This is a genomic window from Xanthomonas sp. AM6 (assembly GCF_025665335.1).
In the GTDB taxonomy this organism is placed as follows: Bacteria; Pseudomonadota; Gammaproteobacteria; order Xanthomonadales; family Xanthomonadaceae; genus Xanthomonas_A.
Genome location: NZ_CP106869.1, coordinates 772,825 through 790,444, shown reverse-complemented (window position 1 = coordinate 790,444; position 17,620 = coordinate 772,825). Strand labels below are relative to the sequence as shown.

General features: G+C 70.1%; 15 protein-coding genes. 6 read left to right on the top strand and 9 right to left on the bottom strand.

The genetic code is table 11. The features are described from left to right. Positions 1–2: 2 nt before the first annotated feature. The 4 genes from nirB to OCJ37_RS03275 form a co-directional block, all read right to left on the bottom strand. On the bottom strand, positions 3–2,420 hold the full coding sequence (nirB, locus tag OCJ37_RS03290) for a nitrite reductase large subunit NirB (protein WP_263113564.1): 2,418 nt from the start codon (positions 2,418–2,420) through the stop codon (positions 3–5). Between the two features lie 61 nt (positions 2,421–2,481). Then, on the bottom strand, positions 2,482–3,651 hold the full coding sequence (locus tag OCJ37_RS03285; protein WP_263113563.1) for a nitrate/nitrite transporter: 1,170 nt from the start codon (positions 3,649–3,651) through the stop codon (positions 2,482–2,484). A gap of 843 nt (positions 3,652–4,494) precedes the next feature. After that, the gene (locus OCJ37_RS03280) at positions 4,495–5,610 is read right to left on the bottom strand and encodes a CmpA/NrtA family ABC transporter substrate-binding protein (protein ID WP_263112281.1); all 1,116 of its coding nucleotides are present in this window, start codon (positions 5,608–5,610) and stop codon (positions 4,495–4,497) included. A 7-nt stretch (positions 5,611–5,617) separates the two neighbouring features. Next, positions 5,618–6,190: an ANTAR domain-containing response regulator gene (locus tag OCJ37_RS03275; RefSeq protein ID WP_263113561.1), complete on the bottom strand. Its 573-nt coding sequence runs from the start codon at positions 6,188–6,190 to the stop codon at positions 5,618–5,620. A gap of 92 nt (positions 6,191–6,282) precedes the next feature. On the opposite strand from OCJ37_RS03275, the gene OCJ37_RS03270 reads away from it, so the two are divergent. Continuing rightward, positions 6,283–7,269, top strand: coding sequence for a siroheme synthase domain-containing protein (locus tag OCJ37_RS03270; RefSeq protein WP_263112280.1), 987 nt, complete (start codon positions 6,283–6,285; stop codon positions 7,267–7,269). A gap of 208 nt (positions 7,270–7,477) precedes the next feature. Here the strand turns inward: OCJ37_RS03270 and poxB are convergent, their stop codons facing one another. Next, complete coding sequence (gene poxB / locus OCJ37_RS03265; protein WP_263113560.1) at positions 7,478–9,187, bottom strand: ubiquinone-dependent pyruvate dehydrogenase; 1,710 nt, start codon at positions 9,185–9,187, stop codon at positions 7,478–7,480. A 132-nt stretch (positions 9,188–9,319) separates the two neighbouring features. After that, positions 9,320–9,667, bottom strand: coding sequence for a hypothetical protein (locus tag OCJ37_RS03260; RefSeq protein ID WP_263112279.1), 348 nt, complete (start codon positions 9,665–9,667; stop codon positions 9,320–9,322). A 233-nt stretch (positions 9,668–9,900) separates the two neighbouring features. Here OCJ37_RS03260 and OCJ37_RS03255 point away from each other — a divergent pair, with 233 nt between their 5' ends. Then, positions 9,901–10,146, top strand: coding sequence for a hypothetical protein (locus tag OCJ37_RS03255; protein ID WP_263112278.1), 246 nt, complete (start codon positions 9,901–9,903; stop codon positions 10,144–10,146). A gap of 144 nt (positions 10,147–10,290) precedes the next feature. On the opposite strand, the gene OCJ37_RS03250 is transcribed toward OCJ37_RS03255, so the two are convergent. The 3 genes from OCJ37_RS03250 to OCJ37_RS03240 form a co-directional block, all read right to left on the bottom strand. Beyond that, entirely contained in the window at positions 10,291–10,731 is a 441-nt protein-coding gene (locus OCJ37_RS03250) for a low affinity iron permease family protein (RefSeq protein ID WP_263112277.1), read from the bottom strand. Positions 10,732–10,917: 186 nt separating this feature from the next. After that, complete coding sequence (locus tag OCJ37_RS03245) at positions 10,918–12,048, bottom strand: fatty acid desaturase family protein (protein ID WP_263112276.1); 1,131 nt, start codon at positions 12,046–12,048, stop codon at positions 10,918–10,920. An 11-nt stretch (positions 12,049–12,059) separates the two neighbouring features. Further along, on the bottom strand, positions 12,060–13,136 hold the full coding sequence (locus tag OCJ37_RS03240) for a ferredoxin reductase (RefSeq protein WP_263112275.1): 1,077 nt from the start codon (positions 13,134–13,136) through the stop codon (positions 12,060–12,062). 93 nt (positions 13,137–13,229) lie between these two features. Between OCJ37_RS03240 and fabR the strand changes: the two genes are divergently transcribed. From fabR to OCJ37_RS03220, 4 genes are all read left to right on the top strand, one after another. Then, positions 13,230–13,877 (top strand): HTH-type transcriptional repressor FabR, encoded by a 648-nt coding sequence (fabR, locus tag OCJ37_RS03235; protein WP_263112274.1) that lies wholly within the window; start codon positions 13,230–13,232, stop codon positions 13,875–13,877. A 203-nt stretch (positions 13,878–14,080) separates the two neighbouring features. Then, complete coding sequence (locus tag OCJ37_RS03230; protein ID WP_263112273.1) at positions 14,081–14,515, top strand: hypothetical protein; 435 nt, start codon at positions 14,081–14,083, stop codon at positions 14,513–14,515. Continuing rightward, entirely contained in the window at positions 14,512–15,981 is a 1,470-nt protein-coding gene (locus OCJ37_RS03225; RefSeq protein ID WP_263112272.1) for an ATPase domain-containing protein, read from the top strand. Before OCJ37_RS03230 ends, OCJ37_RS03225 begins: the two co-directional genes overlap by 4 nt. A gap of 4 nt (positions 15,982–15,985) precedes the next feature. Further along, positions 15,986–17,587: a diguanylate cyclase domain-containing protein gene (locus tag OCJ37_RS03220; RefSeq protein WP_263112271.1), complete on the top strand. Its 1,602-nt coding sequence runs from the start codon at positions 15,986–15,988 to the stop codon at positions 17,585–17,587. Positions 17,588–17,620 lie beyond the last annotated feature (33 nt).

Here is a 17,620-nt window from a genome sequence, read left to right as displayed (position 1 = left end):
GCTCAGTCCTCCACCAGCGCCAGCGGCGCGGCCACGCGCAGCGGCTGGAATTCGCGCTGCCTGGCCCCGGCGATGCGTTCGGCCCACGGATCGGGCAGGCCTTCCAGCGCGTACAGCAGGCGCTCGTACAAGGCGCGGCGGTTGGCCGCGTCCTCGACCACGCGCTGGCGGATGTAGTCCATGCCCACGCGCTCGATGTAGTGCACGGTGCGGTCCAGGTAGTAGGCCTCCTCGCGGTACAGCTGCAGGAACGCGCCGGTGTACTCCTTCACCTCCTCGGCGCTCTTGACCTTGACCAGGAACTTGGCGACCTCGGTCTTCATGCCGCCGTTGCCGCCGATGTGCAGCTCCCAGCCGGACTCCACCGCGATGATGCCCACGTCCTTGATCCCGGACTCGGCGCAGTTGCGCGGGCAGCCGGACACCGCCAGCTTCACCTTGTGCGGGCTCCACATGTTGGCCAGCATGGTCTCCAGGTCGATGCCCATCTGCGTGCTGTTCTGCGTGCCGAAGCGGCAGAACTCGCTGCCCACGCAGGTCTTCACCGTGCGGATCGACTTGCCGTAGGCATGCCCGGAATTCATCCCCAGGTCCTTCCACACGCTCACCAGGTCTTCCTTGCGGATCCCGAGCAGGTCGATGCGCTGGCCGCCGGTGACCTTGACCATCGGCACTTCGTACTTGTCGGCCACGTCGGCGATGCGGCGCAGTTCCGAGGCGTTGGTCACCCCGCCCTTCATCTGCGGGATCACCGAGAAGGTGCCGTCCTTCTGGATGTTGGCGTGGGCGCGCTCGTTGATGAAGCGCGACTGCGGATCGTCCACCGCCTCGCGCGGCCAGGTCGACAGCAGGTAGTAGTTGATCGCCGGGCGGCACGTCGCGCAGCCGTTCGGGCTGCGCCACTGCAGTTGCGCGTACACCGCGGCATGGGTGAGCAGCCGGCCCTCGCGGATCGCCTGGCGCACCTCGCCGTGGCTGAGGTCGGTGCAGCCGCACACCGCCTTGGTCTTGGGCGTGGGCTGGAAGTTGGAACCCAGGCAGTTCATCAGGATCTGCTCGACCAAGCCGGTGCACGATCCGCAGGAACTGGCCGCCTTGGTCTGCTTCTTGACCTCGTCCACGGTGAACAGGCCCTGCGCGTTGATCGCCTTGACGATGGCGCCCTTGCACACGCCGTTGCAGCCGCACACCTCGTCGCTGTCGCGCATCGTGCTGGCGCGGTCCTGCCCGGCGGTGCCGGCGTCGCCGAGCGCGCTCTCGCCGAACATCAGCCGTTCGCGGCGCTCGCCGATCGGGCTGGCGTCCTTGAGCAGCTGGAAATACCAGGCGCCGTCGTTGGTGTCGCCGTACAGGCAGGCGCCGACCAGCCTGTCGTCCTTCAGCACCAGCTTCTTGTAGACGCCGCCGGCCGGGTCGGACAGCACGATCTCCTCGCTGCCCTCCCCGCCCATGAAGTCGCCGGCCGAGAACAGGTCGATGCCGGTGACCTTGAGCTTGGTCGAGGCCACCGAGCCGCGGTAGATGCCGATGCCGAACCCGGCCAGGTGGTTGGCGCAGATCTTGGCCTGCTCGAACAGCGGCGCGACCAGGCCGTAGGCGATGCCGCGGTGGCTGGCGCATTCGCCGACCGCGTACACCCGCGGATCGAAGGTCTGCAGCGTGTCGTTGACCACGATGCCGCGCGTGCAGTGGATGCCGGCGGCCTGCGCCAGCGCGATGTTGGGGCGGATGCCGGCGGCCATCACCACCAGGTCGGCCGGCACCTCGCTGCCGTCGGAGAACTTCACCGCGACCACTTCGCCATCGGCGTTGCCGACCAGTTCGGTGGTGGAGGTGCCGAGGCGGAAGTCCAGGCCGCGTTCGCCGAGCGAGCGCTGCAACAGCTGCCCGGCGACCGGGTCGAGCTGGCGCTCCAGCAGCCAGTCGGCCAGGTGCACCACGGTCACCTGCATGCCGCGCTGCTTCAGCCCGTTGGCCGCCTCCAGCCCGAGCAGGCCGCCGCCGATCACCACCGCGTGGCGCTTGCGCGTGGCGGTGTCGATCATGGTCTGGGTGTCGTGCATGTCGCGGTAGCCGATCACGCCCTTCAGCTCCTTGCCCGGCACCGGCAGCACGATCGGCAGCGAGCCGGTGGCCAGCAGCAGGCGGTCGTAGCCGGCCTCGGTGCCGTCGGCGGCGATCACCTTGCGCCTGATCCGGTCGATGCGGGTCACTTCCTTGCCCACGTGCAGGCGGATGCCGTGCTCGGCGTACCAGTCCAGCGGATTGAGCACGATCTCCTCGAACCGCTGCTCGCCGGCCAGCACCGGCGAGAGCAGGATGCGGTTGTAGTTCGGATGCGGCTCGGCGCCGAACACGGTGATGTCGTACATCCCCGGCATCAGCTTGAGCAGTTCTTCCACGGTGCGGATGCCGGCCATGCCGTTGCCCACCACCACCAGTCTTGGCTTGTTCATGCGAGTCTCGCTTCGATGGAGGGGATCAGACGCGCGCCGCGCCGGCCGCGGCCCACTGGCTGCGCCAGTGCTGCTTGACGTTGGACAGCAGGCCCCAGGCCAGCAGCGCGCAGCCGGCGAACAGCCACAGCCCCAGCGCATAGCTGCCGGTGTGCTGCTTGACGATGCCCAGCCCCGCCGCGAGCAGGAAGCCGCCGATGCCGCCGGCCATGCCGATCAGCCCGGTCATCAGCCCGATGTCGCGGCCGAAGCGCTGCGGCACCAGCTGGAACACCGCGCCGTTGCCGGTGCCCAGGCACAGCAGGGTCAGCACGAACAGCGCCACCGTCGCCGCCGGACCGCCGACGCCGACCGCCGCGGCAGCCACCAGCAGCGCCACCAGCAGATAGATCGACAGCAATGTGCGGGTGCCGCCGACGCGGTCGGCCAGCGCACCGCCCAGCGGGCGCATCACCGATCCGGCCAGCACGCACGCCGCGGTGGCCCAGCCGGCGAGCTTGGGCGAGAAGTCGAACTGGTCGTGGAAGTAGCCGGGCAAGGCGCTGGCGAACCCGGCGAAGCCGCCGAAGGTGATCGCGTAGAACAGCATGAACCACCACGAATCGCGGTTGCCGACCAGCACCCGCGCGTAGTCGCCCAGGTGCTTGCGCGGCACCTCCACCGGCGCGTCCCTGGCGCACAGCGCGAACACCAGTAAGGTCAGCAGCAACGGAATGCAGGCCAGCCCGAACACCGCCTGGTAGCCGAACGCGGTGGCCAGCACCGGCGCGAACAGCGCCGCGAACACCGTGCCGGAATTGCCGGCGCCGGCGATGCCCATCGCCGTGCCCTGGTGCTGCGGCGGATACCAGCGCGAGGCCAGCGGCAGCGCCACCGCGAACGAGGCCCCGGCCACGCCCAGCATCAGCCCCAGCAGCAGCACCTGCGCGAAACTGTGCACGCCCAGCTGCCATGCCACCGCCAGCGCCGCGATCACCAGCACCTGCGCCAGCATGCCTGCGCGCTTGGCGCCGATCACGTCGGCGAGCATGCCCAGGACCAGCCGCAGCACCGCCCCGCACAGGATCGGCACCGCCACCATCAGCGCCCGCTGCTGCGTATCCAGCTGCAGCGCCGCGGCGATCTGCACCTGCAGCGGACCGAGCAGGTACCAGACCATGAAGCTCAGGTCGAAATACAGGAACGCCGACAACAGCGTGGGCGTATGCCCGGCTTGCCAGAACGATCGGTTCATCCGCGCCATCTCCGAGAAACGTTGGGCCGCAGCGCTGCACACCACCCGCCGCGCGCGGTAGTTGAGGAAGGGAAAAACGAAAACGGCGCCGTCCGGTTCGCACCGGAAGACGCCGTTGTCTGGGCAGGCGGACCGCCGTTGGCCCGCCTGCCGAATCGAGTTGGTGCGGACACCCCGTTGCGTCCGCAGGAGGACTATCGCAATCGGCGTGCCAGGTTTTCGGCCGCGCCTGGATTACCTCGAATTTCCAGGAAATTCAGCGGCATGGCGGCATCTCGGCGTGCGCCTCGGCGCCATCGAGGCGAGGCTTGCAGGCTGCAGCGAACACAAGTTGGTGCGCCATGCACCGTTATTGTGCGCCGCGGCAACCGCATCCTTTGCTTTCAGCACATCCGCTGCGCGCGGGAACGCGCATCGAAACGGTCGTTGCAAAAGCGCTGGGCCAGCACGGCCGTGCGCCTGCCGAACCGTCACACCGTCGCCACGGTGCCGCCGCCGGTCCCCAAGAAAGGCATCCGATCCACGACATCGACGCGGCGGCTCCGCGGCGCTTCGCGGCATGCGGAGGCCTTCGCGCGCGAGGCGCAGCTGGCATTCGCTGCGCATGGTCGCTTGGATCGAGACATTCCATCGAGCGCCATCGCGCACGCCGCGACAACGGCGCGCCGCCATGACATGCCGGCCATGCCACGGTCGATGCGTTCGACCGGGACGGTTTCGACGTCGCGAGGATAGTCCAACGCGGTCCCTGGACGTTCTCTCGCGCTTTCGCCCGGGTACCGGTCCGTCGCTCAAAGAACCTGGCTACTTGGGTGCGCGCACGGCATGCCAATCCGGCAACCCGTCGTCGCGCGCGTCGTGCGCCGGCAGCGCCACGCCCGACTGCGCAGCGGCAGCACGGTAGATGTCCAACCGATGCACCCGCGCCACGACCTGCGCATCGTGCACCGCATCCTGTGCGGCGCCCGCCGCGCTCGCCGGCAACCACCCCCAGCGCCGGAACTGCTGCAGGAACCAGCGCCCGTCCGACAGCCACGGCATGTTCGCCACACCATCGGCATGGAAGCGCAGCCCCTGCGGATCGGCGCCATCGTCGGCGGCGCCGCCCGGCAGCAGGCACGCGGCGATGCGCTCGGCCGGCAACCCGATCACCTCCGCATCGGCCAGCCACGCCACTGCCTGGCGGCGATGCGCGGCAGCGTCGAGCCAGCGGCAGGCCTCCAGCAGCGTGGCGGTCAGCGCGGTCGCCAGCTCCGGCTGCAACGCCGCGAACGCGCGGCGGCAGGCCAGCACCTTCTCCGGATGTCCGGGCCACAGGTCGCCGCTGCGGATCACGCGCCGGCCCACGCCTATCGCTTCGGCCTGCGCCGCCCACGGTTCGCCGGCGCAGTAGCCGTCCAGTTCGCCGCGCGCCAGCGCGTCGGGCATCTGCGACGGCGGCAGGGTCACCGCCTGGATGGCGCCGATCGGGTCCACGCCCTGCGCCGCCAGCCAGTAGTACAGCCACATCGCGTGGGTGCCGGTGGGGAAGGTCTGCGCGAACACCGGCGGGCGCCCCAGCGCGGCCAAGGCCACGCGCAGCGGCGTGCCCTGCGCAACCGCGTCGGCCAGCGCCGGCGCCAGGGCGATGGCCTGGCCGTTCTGGTTGAGGGTCAGCAGGATCGCCAGGTCGGCCTGCGGGCCGCCGATGCCGCACTCCACGCCGTAGATCAGGCCGGCCAGCGCGTGCGCCGCGTCCAGTTCGCCGGACAGCAGCTTGTCGCGCACCGCCGCCCACGACGCCTGCCGTTGCAGTTCCAGGCGCAGGCCGTGGCGGCGGTCCAGGCCCAGCCGCACCGCGGCGATCAGCGGCGCGCAGTCGATCAGCGGCAGGTAGCCCAGGCGCAGCGTGCGCGGTTCGCGGTGCAGTGGTGCGCTCATCGCTTCCTCATCCCAGCAGGTCGGCCATCGCGAGGATGCGCTGGGCGACCTCGGCCAGCTTCAGTCCCTGTTTCATCGCCTGCTGCCGCAGCGCGGCGTAGGCCTCGTTCTCGCTCATGCCGCGCTTGTCCATCAGCAGGCGCTTGGCGCGATCGATCTGTTCGCGATCGCGCAGCTTGCCCTGCACTTCGTCCAGCTGCCGGCGCATGCCCGCTTCCTGCTCGAAGCGCGCCAGCGCCACCTGCACGATCGGCGCCAGCCGCGCCGGCGCCAGGCCGTCGACCACGTAGGTGGTGACGCCGGCGCCCACCGCCGCGCGGATCAGCTGGTCGTCGCCGTCGGCGGAGAACATCACCACCGGGCGCGGCGCCTGGCGGTGGATCAGCGCCAGTTGCTCGAGGGTATCGCGCGAGGGCGAATCGACGTCGATGATGACCACGTCCGGCTGCTGGGTGGACACCGCCTTGAGCAATGCCGGCGCCGCCGCGACCTCGTCCAACACCTCGTAGCCGGCGTCCAGCAGCGCCTGGCGCAGCTGCCCGATCGGCTTTTCGGTATCGTTGACCAGCAGGACGCGCAGCATTCGGACCTGGCTAACGGAAGTTGGCTGAGCCGCATGGTGCCATGCAACAAGCGCCCGCCGCGAGCCGCCCCCACCCCGCAGGAGTCCGCATGCCGCTGTATCCCTTGTTCGCCGACCTGGCCGGGCGCCGCGTGCTGGTGGTCGGCGGCGGCGAGGTGGCGATGCGCAAGATCGAGGCGCTGCTGCACGCCGGCGCGCAGGTGCAGGTGTACGCGCACGCGCTCAACGCCACGGTGGCGCAATGGCTGGCGCAGGGCCGGCTGCAGCGGGTCGACGGCGCGTTCGACCCGCAGTGGCTGGACGGCGCCTGGCTGGTGATCGCCGCCACCGACGACACCGCCTTCAACCGCGATCTCGCCGCGCAGGCCGGGCAGCGCCGCAAGCTGGTCAACGTGGTCGACGATGCCGAGCTGTCCACGTTCCAGGTGCCGGCGATCATCGACCGCGATCCGTTGCTGGTGGCGATCTCCTCCAGCGGCGCGGCGCCGATGCTGGCGCGGCGCCTGCGCGAGCGCTGGGAGACCGAACTGGACCATTCCTACGCGCAGCTGGCGCAGCTGTTCGCGCGCCACCGCGAGGCGATCCGCGCGCGCCTGCCGCAGCTGGCGCAGCGCCGGCGCTGGTTCGAACAGGTGCTGGAAGGCCCGGTGCAGGTGTTGCTGCAAAGCGGGCAGACCCAGGCCGCCGAGCAGGCCTTCCACGATGCCCTGCAACGCAGCGGGGAGGACGTGCCGCGGCGCGGCAGCGTGTGGCTGGTCGGCACCGGCAACGGCGATCCCGGCGCGCTGACGCTGAAGGCGCTGCGCGCGTTGAACCAGGCCGACCTGCTGCTGTGCGACCCCGCGGTGAGCGCGGCGGTGCTGGGCCTGGCGCGCCGCGATGCGACACGGCAACCGCTGCCGGCCGACGATGCCGCGCATCTGGCCTTGCTGATCGAACAGGTGCAGGCCGGGCAGCGCGTGGTCAGCCTGAAGCCGGGCGATGCGTTCCGGCGGGCGCCGCACGCGCAGTTGGCCGCGCAGCTGGCCGCGGCCGGGATCGCCTGCGACGTGGTCGCGGGCGTGGCGGCGGACTGATTCAGCGCACCGTCGCAGGTGGGACAGGCGTAGGCGACGCCGCCGCACTGCCGCCCCAGATCCCCGCCTTCCACGCCCGCGGCACCGGCCAGCACCGCACCACCGCCGCCATGCCCGGGCAGGCGGCGAGGATGACGCTCCAGATCAGCCGTAGTGTCCACAGATGCGAAAGGTTGCGCGGAAACGGCGCGGCGCCGCCATCGACGGCTCAGCGCAGGTTGGTCTTGACCAGTTCGATCACCTCGTCGCCGCGTCCGCTCATCACCGCGCGCAACAGGTACAGGCCCATGCCCTTGGCCTGCTCCAGCTTGATCGCCGGCGGGATCACCAGTTCCTGGGTGGCCACGCGCACGTCGACCAGCACCGGCCCCGGATGCGCGAATGCCTCGCGCAGCGCCGGTTCCAGCTGTGCCGATTCGTCCACGCGCAGGCCGAGGATGCCCATCGCGTTGCTCATCGCGGCGAAGTCCGGGTTGCTCAGGTCGGTGCCGGTGTCCAGGTACCCGGCCGACTTCATTTCCATCGCCACGAAGCCGAGCGAGCCGTTGTTGTAGACCACCACCTTCACCGGCAGGCCGAGCTGCGCCAGGGAAATGAAGTCACCCATCAGCATGCTGAAGCCGCCGTCGCCGGACAGCGAGATCACCTGCCGGCGCGGGAACTGCGCCTGCGCGCCCAGCGCCTGCGGCATCGCGTTGGCCATCGAGCCGTGGTTGAACGAGCCGAGCAGGCGGCGCTTGCCGTTCATGCGCAGGTAGCGCGCCGCCCACACCGTCGGCGTGCCGACGTCGCAGCTGAAGATCGCGTCCTCCTCGGCCAGCAGGTCGATCATGCTGGTCACGAACTGCGGGTGCAGCGGTTCGCCGGGCGCGGCCGCCACGGCCAGTTCGTCCAGGCCCTCGCGCGCCTTGCGGTAGTGCGCCAGCGACTTGTCCAGGAAGCCGCGCTCCTCGCGCCGCTGCAGCTTCGGCAGCAGCGCGGCGATGGTCTCGCGCACGTCGGCGGCGATGCCCAGCTGCAGCGGCGTGCGCCGGCCCAGCGCGGACGGGTCGCGGTCGACCTGGACGATCGCCGCATCCTTCGGGTAGAACTGGCGATACGGGAAATCGGTGCCGAGCATCAGCAGCGTGTCGCAGTTGAGCATGGCCTGGTAGCCGGAACTGAAACCGATCAGGCCGGTCATGCCGACGTCGAACGGGTTGTCCCACTCCACGTATTCCTTGCCGCGCAGCGCGTGCACGACCGGCGCGCCGAGCAGGTCGGCCAGCGCCACCACTTCGTCATGCGCGCCGGCGCAGCCGCTGCCGCACAGCAGCGTGGTGGCCTTGCTCGCCTGCAGCAATTCGGCCAGACGCGCCAGGTCGGCATCGGCCGGCAGGATCCGCGGCGGCGCCAACGCCGGCCACGCGGTCGGCGTGGCCTTGGGCAGCTCCAGCAGCGCCACGTCGCCGGGAATCACCACCACCGCCACGCCTTGTTTCAGGATGGCGGTGCGCATCGCCCGATGCAGCACCTCCGGCATCTGCGCCGGGTTGGTGACCAGTTCGACGTAGTGGCTGCATTCGCGGAACAGTTCCTGCGGATGGGTCTCCTGGAAGTAGCCCAGGCCGATCTCCGAGGACGGGATATGCGCGGCGATCGCCAGCACCGGCTGGTGGCTGCGGTGGCAGTCGAACAGGCCATTGATCAGGTGCAGGTTGCCCGGGCCGCAGCTGCCGGCGCAGACCGCGAGCTTGCCGCTCAGCGCCGCCTCGGCGCCGGCGGCGAACGCGGCCACCTCTTCGTGGCGCACGTGCATCCACTCGATGCTGTCCATCTGCCGCAACGCATCGGTGAGCCCGTTGAGGCTGTCGCCGGTGACGCCCCAGATGCGTTCCACCCCCGCGCTATGCAGCGTCTCGGCGAGCAGGCGGGCCACGTTCGGCTTGGACATGATCATCTCCACATGAGGAAGCGGAGATGCTGGCACGCGATCCGTTACACAGGCGTGGTCCCGGCGCCCCCCACCGGCGCGCCGGTGCCGCCTGCACTCACCCCGGCGCGGGCGGTGTCACTGGTTTTCGCTGCCGCCGGCGCGCTCGTCGCGGCCGCCGCCTTCGCCGGAGGCATCCTCGTGATAGCCGCCGCTCGCCGCCCTGCCGTGCGCCCCGCCAGCATGTTCGCCGGTGGCGCCATAGGTGCCGGCCTGGCCGAAATTCGGCTGGGTCTGGCCACTGCGGTCGGCGCCTGCAGCGTCCGCCGGCGGGTCCTGTGGCGCCTGCCCGGATGCCGTGCGGGACGGCGCAGCGGACGCGCCGCCGCCATGGCTGCCGTTGTCGCGCGTGGCCTCGGCACCGCCGCGATCGCCGGCCTGACGGACGTCGTGCCCCACCGGTGTGCGGGAATCGTGATTGCTCATGAAAGATCTCCTCGATGCTCCGATGCCATGCGCGACGACACGGCGTGCGACCAAGCCTGGGCGTACGCGTGTTAGCGACGGCATAAGGCGGGATGAACACGGCGCGAACACCACGTCCTGCATGAATGGCGCCGTTTTGCGGAAGACGAATGCACGGCGCAGTCGCACGCCTTCCACGCAGTGCTAACCGGCGTGCGCCGACGATCGGGCTTCATCTGGCACAGGAGCCGAACATGAGCGGACTACTTTGGAAACTGGCGATCGCTGGCGCCGCCGTCGCGGCGGCCAGGGCGTATCGCCGTCGCGGCAGCGCGCAACAAGGCGTGGCGTTTTCGCAGGATGGGGCCTACCGCGCCGTACCGGACGATGGCACGTTCACGCCGCCGCACGGCGACGTGGTGTCCGCCACCGAAGCGCGGCGTGGTGGAGAGAACGGAGAGAACGCGGCTGGCCTGTATAGCGGGCCGGCGCTGACGTAAGGCGCCGATCGCGCGTTTGTCTGCCGAGCGAGCGGCAGCGACGCCACGCAGACCATGTGCGTGCGTTCCGATGATGCATCGGACGCGCGCATGCCCGCTGCAGGCATGCCCGCCACGTCTCGCGGCAAACAACGGATCGCGACGTCAGTCGCCGTCGCCGCGCGTGGACCTCCCTTCCTTGCCAGCCGCGCCGCGATTCGCGTTGCGCGAGCGCAGCGCTTCGCCCGCCTTGTGCGCCAGCGTCTCGTACTGCTTGCGGATCTCCTCCAGCCGCTTCTCGTCCAGTTCTTCGAGATCGAGCAGCTCGTCGTTGGCTTTCGCAGTGACCCGGATCAGTTCGTCCAGCTTGATCTGCATCGCCGCGGTGTCGGCGTTCTGGGTGTGCTGGATCAGGAACACCATCAGGAAGGTGATGATGGTGGTGCCGGTGTTGATCACCAGCTGCCAGGTGTCGTTGAAGCCGAACACCGGGCCGGTGGCGCCCCACAGCACCACGATGCCGACCGCGATGCAGAACGTCCATGGCGTGCCGGCCGCGTACGACGCCTTCTTGGCGACCACATTGAACAGGTTGGCAGGCTTCATCGCGGACCTCGCACAGTCGAATGGACCGGCGCACCAGGCGGCGATGCGCGGGCAGCGCGGATGATCGGCGGCGCGGCGTGAGCGAGGCGTGGAAGGCGGCTCCAGATTCCGGAGCGCAAAACGAAACAGGCGGGGAAACCCCGCCTGTCTCATGCGACCCATGCGCGCCGCTGCGCGCGCCGGCGCTCAACCCGTCTGCTGCACCGCCTCGGCCGGCCGCGTCTGGCGCACCGGCCGCGGCCGGCTCGGGAAGGCGTGGCGCACGATCCGCCACATCACCTGGCCGAACTGGCGCGGCAGCGAGCCGGTGTTGTAGTGCTGGCCGTAGCGCGCGCAGATCGCCTTGACCTCCACCGCCAGCGCCGCGTAGCGGTTGGCCGGGATGTCCGGGTAGAAATGGTGCTCGATCTGGTGGCTCAGGTTGCCCGACAGCACGTTCAGCAGCTTGCCGCCGGCCAGGTTGGAGGAACCGCGCAGCTGGCGCAGGTACCAGTGGCCGCGCGACTCGTTCTTGATCGACTCCTTCGGGAATGTCTCCGCATCGGCGGTGAAGTGGCCGCAGAAGATGATCACGAAGGTCCAGATGCTGCGCAGCACGTTGGCGGCGAGGTTGCCCAGCAGCACCGGCAGGAAGAACGGGCCGGCCAGCGCCGGGAACACCACGTAGTCCTTCAGGATCTGCCGGCCCATCTTGCGCCCGACCGGCAGGAAGGTGCGGCGCAGCTCGCCGCGCTTCATCTTGCCGGCGAACCAGCGGCCCAGGCGCAGGTCCTGGATCGCCACGCCCCATTCGAACAGCAGCGCGAACACCACCGCGATGAACGGCTGCGCCAGGTAGAACGGGCGCCAGCGCTGCTCGGGGAAGATCCGCAGCAGGCCGTAGCCGATGTCGTCGTCCATGCCGCGCACGTTGGTGTAGGTGTGGTGCTTGAAGTTGTGCGTCTTGCGCCAGTTGTCGCCGGTGGCGACGATGTCCCACTCGTAGGTGTTGCCGTTCAAGTGCGCATCGCCCATCCAGTCGTACTGGCCATGCATCACGTTGTGGCCCAGCTCCATGTTCTCCAGGATCTTGGACAGGGTCAGCAGCGCCACGCCGGCGATCCACGCCGGCCACAGCACGCTGTGCACGAACGCGCCCAGGAACAGCAGCGCGCGCCCGGCCAGGCCGGTGTAGCGCACCGCGGCGACGATGCGGCGGATGTAGCGCGCGTCGGCTTCGCCCAGGGTGGCGACGGTGCGCACGCGCAGCGCGTCCAGTTCGTCGCCGAAGGCCTGCAGTTCGGCCGGGGTCAGTGCGCGGTTGCGGGGAGCAGCCATGGGGAAGTCCTTCAGAGGTCCAGGATCAGGTCGCTGCTGGCGCTGTTGATGCACAGCTTCAGCATCGACCCCGGTTCGGTGGCGTGCGCGCCGGTGAGCAGGTCGCGGGTGGCCCCGGACTGCTTGCCGCAGGCGCAGCTGTTGCAGATGCCCATGCGGCAGCCGTGCTTCGGGCGCAGGCCTTCGGCTTCCAGCGCGGTGAGCAGCGATTGCCCGCGCGGCAGCTGCAGCACGCGGCCGCTGCGCGCCAGGGTCACCGCGACCGTGCCGTGTTCGGCATCGGCCAGCAGCGGCGCGCTGAACGCCTCGGCCTGGAAGCGGGCGACGCGGCCGTCCAGCCGCGCACGCGCGGCCTGCACGAATCCGCCCGGGCCGCAGGCCAGCACCTGCGCCTGCTCCAGCCCGGCCAGGTGCGCCAGCGACATGCTGTCCACGCGCGGCGCCGGCGCATCGCCTTCGCCGGTGATCGCCAGCTGCAGGCGGAACCGCGGGTGTGCGGCGGACAGCGCCTGCAGTTCGTCGACGAAGCACAGCTGCGCGCGATGCCGCGCCCAGTAGATCAGGTCCACGTCGGCGGGCATGCCGGCGTCGCCCAGCTGCCGCAGCAGCGCGCGCATCGGGGTGATGCCGCTGCCGGCGGCAAGCAGCAGCCAGCGCCCGTGCGGCGCGGCCGGCAGCACCATGTCGCCGAACGCCTGGCCCAGTTCGAACACCTCGCCGATCCGCGCCGTGTCGGCCAGGTACTGGCTGACGCGGCCGCCGTCGATCGCCTTGACCGTGATCGCCAGGCGCCCGCCCGGCAGCGGCGTGGGGCTGTAGCTGCGGCTCAGGCGGCGCCCGTCGATCTCCACGCCCAGCTGCACATGCTGGCCGGCGCGCAGGCCGCGCCAGTGGCGGTTGGCCTTGAGGACCAGGGTCACCGCATCGCTGCTGGCGCGCTCGCGCTGCAGCAGCCGCGCGCGCGGGCGCTGCCAGGTCCACAGCGGATGGATGCGCGTGGACCAGAAATCGAACACCTCCGGCTGCACCCAGGCGCGCAGGGCGCGGGTGGCGGAGCGGGGGGAGGCAGGACGGCGGGCAGCGTTCATGGGCCCACTATACAGGCGCAGATACAGATGTCTATACACTTGTATATTCAGCGAAGGCGCTATGATCCCTGTCTTGCCTGGCTCAGCCCGTCCATGACCTCCACTCCCCTGCCCCTGCCCGAGGACGCGCTGCCCGCGCGCAAGAGCGCGATCTCGCGCGAAGACCTGCTGGCGGCGGCATTGAAGCTGATCGGGCCGCACCGCAGCGTGTCCACGCTGAGCCTGCGCGAAGTGACCCGCGAGGCCGGCATCGCCCCCAACAGCTTCTACCGCCAGTTCCGCGACATGGACGAACTGGCGGTGGCGCTGATCGACCTGGCCGGCAGTTCGCTGCGCACCATCATCGGCCAGGCGCGGCAGCGCGCGGCCGGCAGCAACCGCAGCGTGATCCTCAGCTCGGTGGAAACCTTCATGGAGCAGCTGCGCGCCGACGACAAGCTGCTGCACGTGCTGCTGCGCGAGGGCACGGTCGGCTCGGACGCGTTCAAGCGCGCGGTGGATCGCGAACTGAACTACTTCGAGGAAGAACTGCGGGTGGACCTGATCCGCCTGGCAGCGATCGACAACGCGCCGCTGCACGAGCCGGCGCTGGTGTCCAAGGCGATCACCCGGCTGGTGTTCGCGATGGGCGCCACCGCGATGGACCTGCCGCCGGAGAAGGACCCGGAACTGGTGCGGCAGATCAGCGCGATGCTGCGCATGATCATCCTCGGCTCGCGCACGATCGCCGCGTCGGCCTGAATCCGCGCGCCGGGTTCGGCGCAGCGTCGCGACAGCCGTTCCAGCGCGCGCGTTGGCGTTCTGGCGTTTTGCGCCCCCAGGCACCGTGCCGACGGTTTGCGCCTGCGCATTTCTGTATACGCGCCGGCGCGCACCAACGCGTTGCTCATGTGCGGAAGGGTATACAGTGGCTGCATACATTCCCTAGGCTGGACGTAGCGCCAATGGGCAACCCAGCGTTATCGGCCGCTGTCGCAACGCTGGAGCGACGGGCCGCGCGCGCCAGTGCCGAAGATGTCGCCGCCGCGATCGTGCAGGTGTGGCAGCAGATGGACGATGCGCTGACGCCGATCCTCGGCGCGCGCGGAGTCGCGGCGTTGCTCAGGCGCACGCTGTTCGTCTGCAAGGACCATTTTCCGTGGCTGGCCGAGACGTACGCGGCGAGCGAAATTTCCAGCGACCGCGGCGTCATCGACGTGCTGCGCCGCGTGCTGGCCGAGCAACCCGCGCCGGCCGCGGCCGCAGGCGGCGGCGCGCTCCTGCACAGCTTCCATGACCTGCTGGTTGGCATGATCGGCACGGAACTGACCGAGCGCCTGTTGCGCCCGGTCTGGACTCCCCTCTCCGCGGCCACGCCCGCCCAGGACATCTCCCCATGAGCAGTAAAGTCATCCTCCGCGCCCTGGCGACCGGCGTGCCCGGACTCGACCAGGTGCTGGGCGGAGGGTTGCCGGAATTCTCGTTCAACCTGATCGCCGGGCCGCCCGGCTGCGGCAAGACCACGCTGGCGCACCAGATGATGTTCGCGCTGGCCTCGCCCGAACGCCCGGCGCTGTACTTCACCGTGCTCGGCGAGCCGCCGCTGAAGATGCTGCGCTACCAACAGCAGTTCGACTTCTTCGATGCCGCCGCGATCAACGCCACGATCCACTTCGTCAACCTCTCCGAGGAAACCCTGGCCGGCGACCTGGACCGGGTGCTGGCGCGCATCGTCGCCGAGGTGGAGACGCATCGCCCGGCGCTGGTGTTCGTCGATTCGTTCCGCTCGGTGGCGCTGGCCAGCACCGCCGACGGCAACCTGCACAACAACCTGCAGCGCTTCATCCAGCAGCTGGGCATGCTGATGACCAGCTGGCAGGCGACCACGTTCCTGATCGGCGAATACTTCGTGGAATCCGATCCCAACCCGGTGTTCACCGTGGCCGACGGGCTGATCTGGTTGCGCCAGAGCGTGCAGCGCAACTCGATGGTGCGCAAGATGGAGATCATGAAGATGCGCGGCAAGCCGTCGCTGCCGGGACTGCACACGTTCCGCATCGACCGCTCCGGGGTGCGCGTGTTCGCGCCGATGCCGGCGCTGGCGCCGAACGCACCGGCGCGGCTGACCGGCACGCGCCTGCCGATGGGCGTGCCGGAACTGGACACGATGCTCGGCGGCGGCCTGCCGCAAGGCTATTCGCTGCTGGTCGCCGGTCCGTCCGGTTCCGGCAAGAGCCTGCTCGCCACCGCGTTCCTGGCCGAGGGCGCACGCCAGGGCGACACCGGCGTGCTGGTCGCCTTCGAGCAGCAGCCGCAGCGCGTGCGCGCTCCCACGCTGGCGGCGCTGATCGCCAGCGGCCAGGTCGGCGTCGTCGACAGCCGCGCGCCGGACCTGTCGATCGACGAGATCCTGCTGGCGCTGGTCTCGGAGATCGAGCGGCTCGGCGCCACCCGCGTGGTGATCGATTCGCTGTCGGCGTTCGAGCTGGCGCTGGCGCCGACCTTCCGCGAGGACTTCCGCGAATCGCTGTCGCGGATGGTGGTGGCGTTGGCCGCGACCGGGGCCACCGTGCTGATGACCTCCGAACTGGAAGACCGCTACACCGACCTGCGCTTCAGCCCCTACGGCACCGCCTTCATGACCGATGCGATCATCGTGCAGCGCTACATCGAGGTCGAAAGCCGGCTGCGCCGGGTCATGGCGGTGGTCAAGGTCCGCGCCAGCGCGCACTCGGACGCCTTGCGGGAATTCCACATCGACGACAGCGGCATCCGCATCGGCGCGGCGCTGCCGGACCAGGAAGGCCTGCTCGGCGGCCGGCCGACGCGCAAGCACGGCGCGCGCGGCGCGCTCGACACGGGTTGAGCGCATGCAGCCGCCTTCCGAGCAGCCCGCCGTCGACGTGGCCCGCCTCGAACTGTCGCACCTGCGCCGCCAGTCGCTGGTCGCGCGGCTAGAGCTGGACCGGCTGCAGGCGGACCTGAACGCACTGAAGGAGCAGGTTCCGCGCGGCGTCGCCAGCGACCTGCAGGCGGCCAACGAGCAACTGGTGTTGTCCACGCTGCGCGCCCAGGCGCAGGTGGCGACCTACGAACTGGCGCTGGCGGACGCCACGCGCCATGCCAAGCGCGACGCGCTGACCGGGCTGCCCAACCGCGAACTGCTGTTCGAGCGGCTCAATCTGGCCATCACCGCGGCGCATGCGCAGCGCAGCCGCATTGCCGTGCTGTTCCTGGATCTGAACGAATTCAAGCAGGTCAACGACCTGCTCGGGCACGCCACCGGCGACATGTTCCTGCGCGTGGCCGCCGAGCGCATCAGCGACATCGTCGATGCGCATGCCACCGTGGCGCGCTACGGCGGCGACGAGTTCGTGGTGGTGCTGACCGGGCTCAGCGCCAATGCCTATGCCGCGGCGACGGCGACCGCGCTGATCGGGGCCTTCGAACGGCCCGCGGTCGCCGGCGAGGACGCGCTGCGGCTGGGCGTGAGCATCGGCATCAGCCTGTATCCGGACGATGCCGACAATGCCGAGGCCCTGCTGTCCCATGCCGACGATGCGATGTATTGCGCCAAGCGCCTGTCGACCACGTGCTTCGAGTTCTACGACCCGCGCCGCGTCGGCGAACTGCACGCGCACCGCAACGCGTTGACCGCCAAGGCGCAGGCGCTGAATGCGGGGGCGACGGAGACCGCGCCCGGTGGCGACCAGCATGCGCAGCTGCGCCAGGCCAACGAGCACCTGGTGCTGGCCGCGTTGAGCGCGCAGGAGCTGCAGGCGAGCGCCGAGCGGGCCTACCAGCGGCAGAGCGAATTCCTGGCCTTCGTGGCGCACGAACTGCGCAATCCGCTGACCCCGATCCGCCTGGCCGGGTCGATGCTCGCCACCCTGCCGCCGGACGACCTGCTGCGCATGCAACGGATCATCGAACACGAGGTCGTGCACATGACCCGCCTGGTCGGCGACCTGCTGGACCTGTCGCGGGTGCGCACCGGCAAGCTGCGCCTGGTCATGCGGCCGATGGACCTGTGCGAGGCGGTGGAGGAAGCGGTCGCCGCCTGCCGCCCGGCGATCGGCGCACGCATGCAGTCGCTGGCGGTGCAGCTGCCCGGCCACGCGCTGCAGATGCAGGGCGATCGCGTGCGGCTGTCGCAGGTGGTGCGCAATCTGCTCGACAACGCATCCAAATACACGCCCGAGCACGGCCGCGTGGCGTTGGACCTGCAGCAGCGCGCGGGCCAGGCGCTGCTGGTCGTCTCCGACACCGGCATCGGCATCTCCGCACAGGCCCTGCCGCTGGTGTTCGAGCCGTTCGTGCAGGACGCGCACGCGGTCGGCTTCAACAGCGCCGGCATGGGGATCGGACTGACCGTGGTGCGCGAGATCGTGAACGCGCACGGCGGCACGGTGCTGGCCGGCAGCGACGGCCTGAATCGCGGCAGCGCGTTCAGCGTATCGCTGCCGCTGTAAACCCGGCGCAGACGCCCGCGCCGCAACGGGTCC

Coding starts and splice junctions, on each gene's coding strand:
- nirB (WP_263113564.1), bottom strand. CDS start 2,420: ATGGCCGGCATCCGCACCGTGGAAGAACTGCTCAAGCTGATGCCGGGG.
- OCJ37_RS03280 (WP_263112281.1), bottom strand. CDS start 5,610: ATGAGCGCACCACTGCACCGCGAACCGCGCACGCTGCGCCTGGGCTAC.
- OCJ37_RS03270 (WP_263112280.1), top strand. CDS start 6,283: ATGCCGCTGTATCCCTTGTTCGCCGACCTGGCCGGGCGCCGCGTGCTG.
- OCJ37_RS03260 (WP_263112279.1), bottom strand. CDS start 9,667: ATGAGCAATCACGATTCCCGCACACCGGTGGGGCACGACGTCCGTCAG.
- OCJ37_RS03255 (WP_263112278.1), top strand. CDS start 9,901: ATGAGCGGACTACTTTGGAAACTGGCGATCGCTGGCGCCGCCGTCGCG.
- OCJ37_RS03250 (WP_263112277.1), bottom strand. CDS start 10,731: ATGAAGCCTGCCAACCTGTTCAATGTGGTCGCCAAGAAGGCGTCGTAC.
- OCJ37_RS03245 (WP_263112276.1), bottom strand. CDS start 12,048: ATGGCTGCTCCCCGCAACCGCGCACTGACCCCGGCCGAACTGCAGGCC.
- OCJ37_RS03240 (WP_263112275.1), bottom strand. CDS start 13,136: ATGAACGCTGCCCGCCGTCCTGCCTCCCCCCGCTCCGCCACCCGCGCC.
- fabR (WP_263112274.1), top strand. CDS start 13,230: ATGACCTCCACTCCCCTGCCCCTGCCCGAGGACGCGCTGCCCGCGCGC.
- OCJ37_RS03230 (WP_263112273.1), top strand. CDS start 14,081: ATGGGCAACCCAGCGTTATCGGCCGCTGTCGCAACGCTGGAGCGACGG.
- OCJ37_RS03225 (WP_263112272.1), top strand. CDS start 14,512: ATGAGCAGTAAAGTCATCCTCCGCGCCCTGGCGACCGGCGTGCCCGGA.
- OCJ37_RS03220 (WP_263112271.1), top strand. CDS start 15,986: ATGCAGCCGCCTTCCGAGCAGCCCGCCGTCGACGTGGCCCGCCTCGAA.